Below are 14697 nucleotides of genomic sequence, written 5' to 3' on the forward strand. Positions count from 1 at the left end.
TGACACAAGTCGGCTCGAGGCCGACTTGTTATTGAAGTACTTCTAAACTACGTTAAATGGCTCTCAATGAAGGGATTACTTCTTATCATCCACTTCTTTGAAATCCGCATCTACTACGTCAGCATCCGGTGCAGCAGCTTGCGCGCCACCAGGAGCTGCGCCAGGTGCAGCGCCACCAGCTTTAGCTTGTTCAGCAGCCATGGCCTTTTCGCCCAACTTCTGACTTGCTTTACCCAAAGCTTCAGTCTTAGCTTCAATAGCAGCTTTATCGCTACCCTTGATGGCCTCATCCAATTCTTTTAAGGCAACTTCGATTGCTTCTTTCTCAGAAGCCTCTAGAGCAGAACCATGCTCTTCCAAAGCTTTCTTAGTTGAGTGCGCCAAAGCATCTGCAGTGTTACGCGCTGTAACTAATTCCAATGCTTTTTTATCTTCATCGGCATTCGCTTCAGCATCTTTCACCATGCGTTGAATTTCTTCTTCAGTCAAACCAGAGTTTGCCTTGATAGTGATTTTATTCTCTTTACCAGTTGTTTTATCTTTTGCAGCTACGTGCAAAATACCGTTGGCATCGATATCAAATGTCACTTCAATTTGTGGCATACCGCGTTGCGCTGGAGCAATACCTTCCAAATTAAACTCACCGAGCAATTTGTTAGCAGCAGCCATCTCACGCTCACCCTGGAAACACTTAATCGTTACCGCAGGTTGGTTGTCTTCCGCTGTGGAGTAAACCTGTGAATGCTTAGTAGGAATAGTCGTGTTCTTCGGAATCATCTTGGTCATTACGCCGCCCAAGGTTTCGATACCTAATGACAATGGCGTTACATCCAAGAGCAATACGTCTTTACGATCGCCAGACAATACGGAGCCCTGAATCGCAGCACCAACAGCAACAGCTTCGTCTGGGTTCACGTCTTTACGTGGCTCTTTACCAAAAATCTCTTTTACCTTGTCTTGCACAGCAGGCATACGAGTCTGACCACCAACCAAAATCACGTCGTCGATATCGCCAACGCTTACGCCAGCATCTTTGATTGCTGTTAAGCAAGGACCAGCAGTACGGTTGATCAACTCTTCTACCAAAGATTCCAACTTAGCGCGAGTCAGTTTCAAGTTCAAATGCTTAGGACCGCCTGCATCAGCAGTTACATATGGCAAATTGATTTCTGTTTGTTGTGCAGATGACAATTCGATCTTGGCTTTTTCAGCAGCGTCTTTCAAACGTTGCAATGCCAATACGTCTTTACTCAAATCTACGCCTTGCTCTTTCTTGAACTCAGCAATGATCCAATCAATAATGCGCTGGTCAAAGTCTTCACCACCCAAGAAAGTGTCGCCGTTAGTGGAGAGCACTTCAAACTGCTTCTCGCCATCCACGTTGGCAATTTCAATGATGGATACGTCGAATGTACCGCCACCCAAGTCATACACGGCGATCTTACGATCCACTTTGTCTTGCTTGTCCAAGCCGAAAGCCAATGCAGCAGCGGTTGGCTCATTGATGATGCGCTTCACATCTAAACCAGCAATACGGCCTGCATCTTTAGTAGCTTGACGTTGGCTATCGTTGAAGTAAGCAGGAACAGTAATCACTGCCTCAGTCACTTCTTCGCCGAGATAATCTTCGGCAGTCTTTTTCATCTTGCGCAGAATTTCTGCTGATACTTGTTGTGGCGCCATTTTTTTATCACGCGCTTCAACCCAAGCATCACCATTGTCTGCTTGAACAATTTTGTAAGGCATCAAACCGATGTCTTTTTGCACTTCGGCATCAGTAAACTTACGACCCATCAAACGCTTCACTGCGTAGATGGTGTTTTTAGGATTGGTGACTGACTGGCGTTTTGCAGGTGCGCCAACCAATACTTCGCCATCTTCAACGTAAGCAATGATGGATGGGGTTGTGCGGGCGCCTTCGGCGTTCTCGACAACTTTAGGTGCATTGTTTTCTACAACTGAAACGCACGAGTTCGTGGTTCCCAAGTCAATTCCGATAATCTTTCCCATAATGGCTCCAAAAAATTAAGTTGTGTGTAATTTCGTAATGTTGCGAATAATTCGATATTCAATAAATGGGGTTGAAAAGAGGGAATTCAAGGGCTCAAAATGCAAAAAAGGCAGAAATCTGCCTTTTTTATGTCCTTTTTCATCATAAACCCCCAATTTAGGGGTTTTAAAGGCTTATTTGGGTGCGCTCACGGTTACCAGAGCTGGGCGCAGAATACGATCAGCAATGGAATACCCCCTCTGGAGTACTGAAACCACAGTATTGGCCTCTTGATCAGATGGCACTGAAGCAATTGCCTGGTGATGGTGCGGATCAAACTTGTCACCTACAGCAGGATTAATCTCCGTCATGCGACCTTTTTCAAAGGCGGAAAGTAGCTGTTTTAGGGTGATTTCCAAGCCCTCTTTAAAGGCTTTGGCATCTACTGCCTCTGCATTCAAGGCGGCATACAGGCTATCGGTAACCGGCACGAGATGCTCGGCAAAACTCTCAATCGCAAACTTATGTGCCTTAGAGACATCTTCAGCAGCCCGACGACGAATATTCTCACCTTCAGCCTTGGCTCGAAGATAGTTATCCTGCATCTCCGTTAGCTTTTGATTTAACTCGGCAATCTCTTGCTCTAGAGTCTTCACTTCATCAGATGCAGGCGCCGTATCAGCGCCACCCTCCGCTTGAGCAAGCGGCTCAATATTTTCTTGCTCAGGGGATGGATTTTGATTTTCTTGGGTCATGGGTACAAATTCACTTTTCTATCAGAATGGCTACTTCTCAATGATATGGGGCTGATTAAGGTAATTTCAAGTGTGACGGCATTTAAGCAATTCTGGCTTTAGCCAACTCAGCCAGTCGATCACGTTCCTGCAACACCGCATCAGATTCAACACCCAGACTCCAGCCAGATAAATGCTGCTGGGCAATGTCGTACATCGCATCAATCCATTTTGGATTGCTATTGAGACAAGGAATATAGCGGTAATCTTTACCGCCATGCTCCAAGAAGATCTCGCGCGCCTCCATGGCAATCTCCTCTAGAGTTTCCAAGCAATCCGCCGGAAAACCGGGGCAAAAAATATCCACTCGCTTGCAACCCTTTTTGCCAAGCTCCTCAATCATCGGAGCAGTGTACGGCTTGAGCCACTCAGCTTTACCAAAGCGAGATTGGAAAGTAACTAGATATTGACCAGGCTCTAGACCTAGAGATTCCCCAAGAAGGCGACCAGTTTTTAAACACTCGCAATGATAGGGGTCACCCTTCATTAAATTGCGCTTAGGCAATCCGTGAAAAGACATGACAAGACGGTCACCAGCAGCAAAATCTGGTCGTCCATCTTTATCCCATGCGCTTAATACTTGGTCGCGCAGCGCGCTAATGTAAGCAGGATTATCGTGATAATGCTTTATCAAGCGCAGCTCAGGTTGGTTGCGCCAAGTTCCGAGTACACGAAACACTTCATCAAAACTGGAAGCAGTAGTAGTGGCTGAATACTGTGGATATAGGGGTAACAACAAGAGGCGCTCCATACCCTGTGCCTGCATGGCTTCTAAGGCTTGCTGTGTAGAAGGCTCACCATAGCGCATAGCTAAATCTACTAATACCACTTCACCATGATTCGCAAATTTCTCGCCCAACTCTTTTGCTTGTAGGCGCGAGTAATGCATCAAAGGGGAGCCTAATTTTGGCAACCAAATGGAGGCGTATTTCTTGGCTGAGGCACCACTACGAATCGGCAAAATAATGCCATTCAAAATGCACCACCAAATAATGCGAGGAATTTCTACAACGCGTGGATCGGATAGAAATTCCTTGAGATAAGCCCTCACCGCTTTAGCAGTTGGCGCAGAAGGAGTGCCCAAGTTCAGCAATAGCACTGCTGTCTTAGAAGGACGTAAGTGGGGATTTTGATTCAAGGAAGATCCGTTTAGTTAAGAAGAAAACAAAAAAATACTGTCACGATCCTATCGGGGAGCTCAATGCACCCGATAACAACTTAGAGGTGATGTCGACGATCGGAATCACCCGATCGTATGCCATGCGAGTAGGGCCAATTACTCCAAGTGTTCCAACAATCTGCCCATCCACACTGTACGGCGCACTGATGACAGCCAAATCTTCATAAGGTAGCAAATCACTTTCGCCACCAATAAAGATCTGAATACCATCAGCATGACTAGATACATCCAGCAACTGCATCAGTACTGACTTTTGCTCCAGCATGTCAAACATCTTACGCAACTTGTCTAAATTGGTGCTGAGATCGCCAACATTGAGCAGGCGACGCTCGCCTGACAGCAACATGTCCCCTTGACCCATGCCGTAGTCGCTAACCCCACTATGCAGCGCCAAGGCCATCAAGCCAGAGATATCGCTGCGCAGGTTATCTAGATCGGAGGCCAGATGCGCACGCACCTCAGCAAAACTCTTGCCTGCGAACTGCGTATTGATGTAATTGCCCGCCTCTACCAACTGACTAGGGGTGTAGTCCTGGGTGGTTGGAAGGATACGGTTTTGCACGTCACCCTCAGGGGTCACCATAATGAGCAGGATCTTGCCTTCACCCAGCCGCAAGAACTCGATGTGTTTAAAGACTTGAGCCCGCTTCGGCGTCATCACCACCCCAGCAAAATGGGTCAAATTAGACAAAATTTGAGCAGCGGAGTTCAGGACCCTCTGTGGAGAATCTGGCAAAAGCCCTTTCTCCATCTCCCGAGTGGCGATTTCCTCTAGGGGCCGAACTGTCACCATCGTATCTACAAAGAGGCGATAACCTCTTGGGGTGGGTATGCGACCAGCCGAGGTATGCGGGCTAGTCACCAAGCCCATCTCCTCTAAATCCGCCATCACATTGCGAATCGTGGCCGCAGAAAGATCCAGTCCCGAGAATCGAGATAGGGTGCGTGAGCCAATAGGCTGCCCCTCTTCGATATAGCGCTCGATGAGGGTTTTCAGTAAGGCGCGGGAGCGATCATCCATAGTGGAAGGGATTTTATGCGTATGGTTTAATCGTTATATGTTAAGCCCATCCCCAAATTCCAGCAAAAAGGCATTTAGCCGGGTTGCGCTCGTCGGTAAATATCAGGCTGACGGCATGCAAGAACGCCTCAAGGACCTAGCTAGCCTGCTGGGCGAACAAGGTTGTGAGGTCTATGTTGAAAGCGCTACTGCAAGCCATCTGGGGCTAACTACCTACCCAGTCAAAAAGGCCGAGGAGTTTTCTGATGCCATTGATCTAGCAGTTGTTTTGGGTGGCGATGGCACGATGCTTGGCATTGGCCGTCAATTGGCGGGCAGCAAAGTTCCGCTGGTTGGCATCAATATGGGTCGCCTGGGTTATATGACTGATATCCCAATCCAAAACGTTCAAACAGTCTTGCCGCAAATTATTGCCGGTGAATATGAAGCTGACACGAGGACCCTGCTCGATGCAGTTGTCATGCGCAATGGCAAACAGATTAATCAGGCTCTCGCCTTAAATGATGTTGTTGTGAATCGTTCCGGAATTTCTGGAATGGTTGAACTTGCAGTCCGCGTCAATGGCTCGTTTATGTACAACCAGCGCTCTGATGGATTGATCGTATCGACCCCTACTGGCTCAACTGCCTACGCACTTTCTGCTGGCGGGCCTATTTTGCATCCACGCGTAGCCGGGATTCTGCTAGCCCCAATTGCCCCACACTCATTATCTAATCGCCCTATCGTATTGCCACAAGATATTGTGGTGAGCATCGAGGTAGTTGATGGTAGGGAAGTGATTGTGAACTTCGATATGCAATCACAGACTAATTTGCAATCAGGTGACATCATTGAAGTCAGTCAATCTAAAAAAACCATCACCCTACTTCATCCTCGCAGTCACAGTGACTACAAAACCTTGCGAGAGAAGTTACATTGGAATGAGTATCCATCGACATTCTGATGTCGAACTTTTAGGTACGCTAGGTCATGCTTCAAACACTATCGCTTCGTGACTTTGTCATTGTTGACCAGTTAGAACTAGATCTTTCCTCAGGTTTTACAGTCCTCACCGGTGAAACGGGTGCCGGTAAATCCATTCTCTTGGATGCGCTCAGCCTGGTATTGGGTGAGCGTGCAGATAGTAGCCAGATACGTGAGGGCTGCAATCGTGCAGAAATTAGCGCTCTCTTTAGAGTAGATTCACAGCAAATTCAACACTTTAATCAATGGCTTGATGAGCAAGGCTTTCCACTTGAAGATGATGGGCAAAGCCTGCTCCTCAAAAGAACTGTAGAGGTAAATGGTCGTAGCCGCGCTTTTATTAACGGCAGCGTAGCAACCTTGGCACAACTGCGTGAAGCAGGCGATCAGTTGGTTGATATTCATGGGCAGCATGCACATCAACTACTACTTAAAGGTGGCGCGCAACGTGAACTACTAGATCGCCATGCGAATCACATGGATCTTGTGGTCGAGGTTTCTCAATTATTTAAAGCTCTAAATGAATCGCGTCGCAAACTAGAGCAAGCTGAAAATGCTGGGCAAGATATTGAACGTGAGCGTGAGCGCCTCGAATGGCAGCTAGAAGAGCTAAGCGAGCTCTCTCCACAAGAAGGTGAGTGGACATCCATTCAAAGTGAGCATGCTCGCCTAGCAAATGGCGCAAAAATTATCAGTGGCTGCCAAGAAGCAATTGATGTTCTCAGCGATGCTGATAACTCTGTAGAGTCCACCCTCTCTAAAGCTAGCGCCAATATGAGTGCATTGGCAGAGCATGACTCATCATTAAGCGAAATCAGCCAAGCGCTGGAGTCTGCACAAATTCAGATTGATGAAGCAGTACACAGCCTCAATCGCTACTTACAAAAACTGGATTTAGATCCTGCCCGCCTTGGTGAAGTGGAGGAGCGTATGCAAGCACTCCATGGGGCAGCTAGAAAATATCGTACCGAGGCAGATGACCTGCCAAAACTACTACTTGATACCACTGAACGTTTAGAAGCATTGACAGCATCTCAAAATATAGAGGCTCTGCGCGAGAAGGTGAAACAAGAAGAATTAGCCTATCTCAAGCAAGCAAAACAACTCTCACAAAAACGTAGTAAAGCAGCGCTAGATTTAGGCAAGCAGGTTACCGCTGCCATGCAGGACCTATCAATGGCGGGTGGTCAGCTGGAGATTGCTTTGCTACCCCTTTCAGAAGGAAGTGCCCAGGGTCTTGAGCAAATTGAGTTTTTGGTTGCAGGTCATGCTGGGAGCACCCCACGCTCGTTAGCAAAAGTGGCTTCCGGCGGGGAGTTGGCCCGCATCAGTCTGGCCATTAGCGTCATCACCAGCAAGGCGTCATTTACCCCAACCCTGATATTTGATGAGGTTGATGCCGGCATTGGTGGCGCTGTTGCAGAGACAGTTGGAAAGTTGCTACGTCAACTAGGCGAATCACATCAAATTCTGTGCGTGACCCATTTGCCGCAAGTGGCTGCGCAAGGAAATCACCATCTAAAAGTCAGCAAATCACAGGCGGGCGATAAAACCCTATCCCAAGTTATGCCGCTAGGAAGATCCGAAAGAGTTGAGGAGGTGGCTCGGATGCTGGGAGGAACAACGATCACCGACACAACTCGTCGACATGCTCGAGAACTACTAGAGCAAAGTTAAGCTTTTCAAGCATTCGATGGCGCAAGGAATATTTCCTGCCATAGAGCCAACACCACTTCTCTTGCTTCAACCAATTGCGGTTCAAGTCCCAAATCTACCCGCGTCTTTTCTGCACCATCTAAACGCAAGCGATGTTGACGCGCTCGCAGTAGACGATAAGCATCGCCTACATCTTGGGCCATCGAAGCTTGAATTAAACCCGCCTCTCCAGCAATGCGCAGCAAGGCGATATTTCCTAAATTACCAATCAGTTGTGGGTGGGTATTTGAAAATGCTAAGACCAAAAATTGCACAATAAACTCAATATCTACCATGCCGCCGGCATCATGCTTTAAATCAAAGTCGGGAGTCGGATTTGGATGCCCAGCATGGACTTTGCGACGCATTTCTAAAATCTCATGGCGTAACTGATCAACATCACGCTTTTGACTTAAAACCTCAAAACGCACATCATCAAAGAATGCTCCAAGCGCTTTACTTCCCGCCGAGAACCTTGCGCGCGTCAGAGCTTGATGCTCCCAAACCCAAGCAGCATTATCACCTTCACGTAGTTGGTATTTCTTAAACGCATCGGCATTGGTTACCAGGAATCCTGCGGAGCCATTTGGACGAAGACGTGTGTCGATTTCAAACAGACTACCAGTTGATGTGTAAGCGGTTAACCAATTGATCATGCGCTTGGCTAGTAAGGCGTAAATTTCTTGAGCAGCAAAATCGGTTTCCTCGGCTTGATATAAAAAAACCAAGTCCAAATCGGAGGCATATCCCAATTCTTTACCGCCTAACTTTCCATAGGAGATCACCGCAAATGGTGCGGTCGCATCAAGAGGTAATTCGAACTTCTTAGCAACGCTAGGCCATACGCGCTCAAAAGTAGTCTGCAAGATTAAGTCCGCTAATGCAGATAAATGATCGCTGACCTTCTCGACTGAAAGCTCACGATCAACGCCAATTCCCAAATCCGCCAAAAGCGTAATAAAGGTCTCGGTGTGGTGGGTAATGCGCAAAATATCCATGGCCTGCTCTGAGCCATCGCCATCAGCCATCACGTCATCCAGACGCATTTCTAATGTGGCTTTTACTTCCTGCCAATATTGCTCCGGCTGTTCAATAAGGGCTTTTTCAGTACGTGAGTTAAGTAAGTAATCTAAAAGGTGGGGATGCCTAGTTAAATACTCCGCACCCCATTGAGAGGCCTTGAGCAAAGCGAGCACATTAGATAGCGCCTGCGGATACTCTGACAAAATCGATAAATAAGCACTGCGTCGAGCAACCGCCTCTAATAAATCAAAAAAGCGAAGCAAAGTTTGGTCTGCACTAATTCCTGTAGGCTGATCTGCCTGCAAACTATCTGCAGCCTTACGAATGAGATTGTTGAAAATGATCCTGCTTTTCTCTGGCAACTGTCTTTGCTTTGAGCTATCAATCCAAGACAGCCAGCGAGTTGCAGACTCTGGAAACAGCATGCCGTTCGGCTCCCACCCTGCCGGCAAGGAGGCATTGTCTAGACGCGCTGCATCATCAAGCACAAATGCTTTTTCAAAATACTGGGCTACTGCCGCTTGATGTTTATCGAGCTCGGACATGAATGCATCTCGGTCTTGAGATTGATTAGGGCCAACCATGCTCGCTGCTAAGCGAGTGCGTGCACCCTCATCCTCGGGCAAATAGTGTGTCTGCTGATCCTCCCACACCTGAATGCGATGCTCTAAGCGGCGCAAGTATATATAAGCCGCCTTCAGATCCTCTACTTCGCTAGCAGGCAGAATTTCTTTTTGCTTCACCAAGTCCAAAACTTCTAGAGTGGGACGAATGCGAAAACGAGGATCTGTACCTCCGCGCATTAACTGAAACATTTGCGCTAAGAATTCAATCTCACGGATGCCGCCACGGCCTAACTTAATATCCCTGGATCGACCATAATGATTGGAGGAACGCTTCTCAGCTTCATGCTGTATCTGCGCATGCAATTCACGGATGGATGCAATCACACCATAATCTAAGTGCCGGCGATAGACAAAAGGACGAATGAGTTGATCAAGCTCCCGCTCACAATGAGCAAAATCAGGTGATTCCGGTAAAGGCGCAATCAACCTCCCCTTAATCCAAGCGTAGCGCTCCCACTCCCTGCCCTGTACTAGGAGGTACTCCTCGAGCATATCGAGACTACAGACCAAAGGGCCAGAATCTCCATTGGGTCTCAGGCGCATATCTACCCGAAACACAAATCCATTTGCATCATGCTCTGCTAATAGTTTTATCAAACGCTTACCCATTCGAGTAAACCACTCGTGATAGGAGAGGCTCTTAGGCCCACCTTGCGTATCCCCTTCGTGCTCATACAAAAAGATTAGGTCGATATCAGAAGAAAGGTTAAGCTCTAAGCCGCCCAACTTACCCATGCCCACCACCATCAAAGGCATCTCTGAATCAGTGACCGTGCTCCAAGGCAAACCAAAGCGACGCTGCAGGTCTTCGCGAATATAGGCAATCGATAGTGCAACCACCTCCTCAGCAAAGTGACTGAGTGCATGCGTCACCTCACCAAGGCTGGCCATACCATTGAGATCTCGGAAGGCAATCCAGAGCATGAGGCGCTGCCTAGCCAACCTCAGATCAGCCATAAATTGAGCCTCATCCTGATCTGGAGAAGCTAAAGCATCCTGACAAGGGGTTAATAGATCCTTAATCCCGGCAACATCTACCTTGCGAGCACCCTGTAAGCGAAGCCACTCTACCCACTCAGGGCGAGAATGAAGCCAACGTTGAGCGTAGCTGGAGTGCTGCTTAAGAAATTCAATTTGGACAGGAAAGCTAGTCATTTCTCTATATTAATCCGACTCTATATTCAAACCGCAGAAGCTTGGCGAGCAAGCAAGGGCTGACGGATAATAGAGTCTATGCTTCAAAATATCATCCGGACTCGCCTGCAGAGCGTGCTTCAAAAACGTCCACCAGGCTCTAGCGGCGGTTGGCGCAAGCGCGCCCTCATACTTGCTGGTATTACCGTGGCTTTTTTTGTACTTGGCCATCTTGGGGTGCGCTTTATTCTCTGGCCTCAGATCGAAAAATCTAAGCCGACCCTAGAGCATTTGATGAGTGCGCGCTTAGGCGCCAACATCACGATGGATGACGTACAAGTATCTTGGACCGGAATTCGTCCGAGTTTTGTGATTCAGGGATTGAGGTTTAACAGCTCAAAAACGTCGACCCCTCCCCTACTTATTCAAAACATCAATGGGCAACTTAGCTGGCTAACTTTTTATCACTTAGCCCCGTATTTTCATGAGATCACATTTGATCAGATTGAGCTTTACGCACAACGAGATGCAAAAGGTGCGATCTCAATTGCCGGAATTCCCATTCACAGCAAAGAGAATGACTTTTCTGCCGAGAATTGGTTGTTTGCTCAAAACGACATACAAATCAACAACGCCAAAATATTTTGGGAAGATCAGCAAAGTCGAAAGTTAAAGACCTCAATTGACATTCAAAGCATCCACCTAAAAAATGGCATTCGCAGTCATCAAGGTCAGTTGCTTGTGCAAACACCTTGGAGTGCTAGCCCAATCAAACTCCAGGCTGACTTTGTTCATCACCTTGGGGGACAAGAAGGTAATTGGCGAGATTGGATCGGAAGCTTTTCATGGGAGTTTACTGAACTCAAGCTCAGCCATATTTCTAAGGATATTAGCCTGCCACTCCATGATCTCGGTGGCAATGTCAACTCTCAGGGCAGCATAAAACTCGATAGCGGAAAAGCCAATGGTGGGCAAATCTCGTTGGCGGCCGATAATCTCCGAGTCCAATTAAATCAAGGCGAAGATCCTCTTGAGTTCGGTAGGTTGGAAACCAATCTAGTGCAGGGTGCAGATGGTGGCCTCAATTCCATCACAACAAAAACTTTGGCATGGCGCAATATTGACAGCCCCAGCACCGCTCCTCTTGAAAAATTAAGCCCCATTACTTTCCGCTGGCGCTCCCCTAAGGATGGTGGTGAAATCACAGAGTTCGGCTTCTCCTCACCTAAAATACAAGTAGAGGATGTTGCACTTTTCGCACTCAATCTTCCTCTCCCGAAAAAAATACATCAGTGGATTAAGATTTCTGAAGCAGATGGTGAGCTGCAGAACTTAGAGATCAATTGGTCTGAAAAAAAATCTGCTCTATCCACCTTACCAATTCCGGGCAATTGGTTTTCGGCTAATAAACTTGATTACACCATCAGCGCAAAGCTCAATGACATTAGCTTTACTGGAGTAAACAAATCGATGCCATCAGCCTTGAATTTGTCCGGCAGCTTAGTCAGCGATCAGAAGCAAGGCAGCTTCACACTCGACTCTACAAATCTTGAATTGGAGATGCATGATTTTTTATCCGACCCTGAGATTCAATTAGACCGCGCAAAAGGTTCCATTAGTTGGTCCAAGCAAAAAGGTGGTTGGCTCATTAATGCCAAGAAAATGCAGTTGAGTAACTCTGAAATCACCACCAATTTTGATCTGAGCTACCTTATTGGTGCCCCCAAGCAACCCGATCAAATGACGCTAGATATGGATTTCGTTAAGGCTAAATTAGCGACAGCGCATCGCTATCTACCTGTTGGAATGGATAAGGATAGTCGCTCCTATCTGAGTAAGGCATTTGAGGCTGGAGAGATTCAAAATGGCTCTTTACATATTAAGGGCGACCCAAATCAAGTGCCTTACCCTAGCGGAACTGCGGGGGAACTCAGCTTGCATCTACCTTTCTCCGCCGCAATATTCAAGCCAGCACCCTTGCTGCCAAAAAGCCAAGGGGTTTGGCAAGCATTTAGTAATGTCAGCGGCAACATTGACATGAAACAAGCAATCTTGAATGTAGATGTTAATAAAGCTAACTATAAAAAAGTGGCGCTTTCGAATGTCAAATCACAAATACCTAATCTCAGCGCTAAAAACCTAAACTTACTCATCAATGGCTCAATCGAAGGTGAAGGCTCGGAAATTCTGGAGTACTTATTTGCATCGCCTGTGGGCGTCAAACAAGTCAACATAGCTAAAAACCTCACCCTCAAGGGTCCAGTTAATTTAGGTCTTGACTTAAAAGTTCCACTGTCTGGAAGCGATGATGTTCACTTCGATGCAAAAATTAACCTCCCCGGTAATCAAGCCCAATGGGGACAAGCTCCTCCATTAAACAATCTGATGGGTAAAGTGCGAATTACTGAGGTCAATCCAGAGTTTGAAAATATCACTGCAAACTTTTTGGGTGGAGACTTGAAAATTGTAAGCGCTCCCTCCGCAGCAGGAAATACTAGCTTCAGCATTAGGGGTGACATCAATGCTAGCTTCATCAAAGATTACATCTCAGGAAATTTAAAATCCTCAGCTCATCCAGCGCTACTGACTGCAATGAGCGGATCAGCCAAATATGAAGGCTTGATTAACTTTAATAAAGCGGGAAGTCAAACCAATCTGAAATTTGATTTACGCAATTGGGCAAGCTCTGCTCCTGCACCTGCCAACAAATTAGCGGGAACCCCCATGCTAGGTGAGCTCAGCCTAAAAACTTACCCGGCAGGCAAGATCAGTTCAGTACATTCAGATTGGTCTGGAAAATTAGGGGATCAATATTTCCTCCAAGGAAATCTCAATTTCGCGAATGAAATAAAAAATGCTTTAGGAGTGGGATTGCCGGCACCATTACCACAACAAGGTAGTTCGTTTCACTTAGTAAGCAATGAACTCAATCTTGATCAATGGGTAGATTTTTTGGGAGCAAAAAAGCCAAGCAATAAAGCTGGCGATGTTAAACCGTCTGAAACTCCTGAAGAGGATGTCCAAATTTCTGCTCAAGTAAAGAAATTAATTGCTCTAGATCGCGAATGGACTGATATCAGTATGCAGTCCCAGAAGAAAAATAGGATCTGGCAACTCCAATTAAATGCACCTCAAATTGCTGGTCAAGTGCAATGGCACCCCAGCAGTGGCGATCATCCGAGCGGGCTAATTGCTGGAAGACTTGCGCGCCTGAAAGTGCCAGATCAACGCATAGCTCCTGATCCACTCAACAAGGAAGATAGCCCACAAAAACCATCTTCAGTTAAGACCCCCGTCAACCCCAACGCAATTCCTAGTTTAGATTTAGCAATTGATGACTTCAGCTGGAAAAAAGCAAAGTTGGGTACGGTAAAGATCCAATCGAGAACCAGCCAGGATCTCGTGAAAATCGATTCTATTCAGATTAATAATCCTCAAGGCAACTCCATCGTCAAAGGTCAATGGAGTGCCAGAACTCCAAACGTTGCAGAGCAGAGCTCTTTCACTGCCAATGTGAACATCCAAGATGCCGGACAAATTATTTCTCATTGGAGTAACTCTAAGTCTGTAGAGGGTGGGGAAGGAAAACTCAATGCTTCACTCTCATGGTCTGGATCACCCTTTTCACCAAACTATGATTCTTTAGCTGGCGCCGTTAGCCTCGACCTTGCTAAAGGTCGCCTACTTGAAGTCAATTCTGATGGCGCAAAATTACTAGATGTGTTGAGTCTACAAAGCTTGTTTAGATTTGCCACCTTGGACTTAAAAGGCAGCCTTGGCAGTATAGCTACCAAGGGCACCCCATTTAACTCAATTAATAGCAATTTTGAGGTCGCGCAGGGCATTGCACAAACTAAGCAATTCACGATGGTTCTGGATCAGGCTCGTGTTGCAATGACTGGGCAAATTAACGTGCCCAAAGAAACTCAAGATTTACGCATCACTATTTTCCCAACAATTGATGCCACAGCCGGCTCACTGGCAGCATTTGCGATTAACCCAATTATTGGTCTGGGGGCGGTCGTAGGCCAATATCTCATTACCAATCAAATTAATCGCAGCATGCAAACGGATTATTTAATTCAGGGTTCTTGGGATAATCCAGAGGTGATCCCTCTCGATCAGAAGGGTCAACCGCTTGATGCAAAAACATTAGAAACAATTCGCACTAAGAATCTTTTAAAAGAGCAAACTAAACCTAGTACACCAAATTCTGCGCCCGCAAATCCACCTGCAAATCAAAATACCCCCACCTAAACGCTAGGCTAAAC

General features: G+C 46.7%; 8 protein-coding genes. 3 read left to right on the forward strand and 5 right to left on the reverse strand.

Going from position 1 to position 14697, the window contains the following annotated elements:
* Positions 1-75 precede the first annotated feature (75 nt).
* The 4 genes from dnaK to hrcA form a co-directional block, all read right to left on the reverse strand.
* A complete protein-coding gene (gene dnaK, locus GQ359_RS08375; protein WP_215386637.1) occupies positions 76-2010 on the reverse strand; it encodes a molecular chaperone DnaK in 1935 nt (644 codons plus the stop codon).
* A 174-nt stretch (positions 2011-2184) separates the two neighbouring features.
* Positions 2185-2745, reverse strand: coding sequence for a nucleotide exchange factor GrpE (gene grpE, locus GQ359_RS08380; protein WP_215386639.1), 561 nt, complete (start codon positions 2743-2745; stop codon positions 2185-2187).
* Positions 2746-2827: 82 nt separating this feature from the next.
* On the reverse strand, positions 2828-3922 hold the full coding sequence (gene hemH, locus GQ359_RS08385; RefSeq protein ID WP_215386642.1) for a ferrochelatase: 1095 nt from the start codon (positions 3920-3922) through the stop codon (positions 2828-2830).
* A gap of 40 nt (positions 3923-3962) precedes the next feature.
* Positions 3963-4985: a heat-inducible transcriptional repressor HrcA gene (hrcA, locus tag GQ359_RS08390; RefSeq protein WP_215301936.1), complete on the reverse strand. Its 1023-nt coding sequence runs from the start codon at positions 4983-4985 to the stop codon at positions 3963-3965.
* Between the two features lie 37 nt (positions 4986-5022).
* Between hrcA and GQ359_RS08395 the strand changes: the two genes are divergently transcribed.
* Positions 5023-5928, forward strand: a complete 906-nt coding sequence (locus tag GQ359_RS08395) for an NAD kinase (protein WP_215386644.1) — start codon at positions 5023-5025, stop codon at positions 5926-5928.
* Positions 5929-5954: 26 nt separating this feature from the next.
* Positions 5955-7625, forward strand: coding sequence for a DNA repair protein RecN (gene recN / locus GQ359_RS08400; RefSeq protein WP_215386646.1), 1671 nt, complete (start codon positions 5955-5957; stop codon positions 7623-7625).
* Between the two features lie 5 nt (positions 7626-7630).
* On the opposite strand, the gene glnE is transcribed toward recN, so the two are convergent.
* Positions 7631-10447, reverse strand: a complete 2817-nt coding sequence (gene glnE, locus GQ359_RS08405; protein ID WP_215386649.1) for a bifunctional [glutamate--ammonia ligase]-adenylyl-L-tyrosine phosphorylase/[glutamate--ammonia-ligase] adenylyltransferase — start codon at positions 10445-10447, stop codon at positions 7631-7633.
* A 78-nt stretch (positions 10448-10525) separates the two neighbouring features.
* Between glnE and GQ359_RS08410 the strand changes: the two genes are divergently transcribed.
* Positions 10526-14683 (forward strand): YhdP family protein, encoded by a 4158-nt coding sequence (locus GQ359_RS08410; RefSeq protein ID WP_215386653.1) that lies wholly within the window; start codon positions 10526-10528, stop codon positions 14681-14683.
* Positions 14684-14697 lie beyond the last annotated feature (14 nt).

Source organism: Polynucleobacter sp. AM-7D1, assembly GCF_018688455.1.
Taxonomy (GTDB): Bacteria; Pseudomonadota; Gammaproteobacteria; order Burkholderiales; family Burkholderiaceae; genus Polynucleobacter.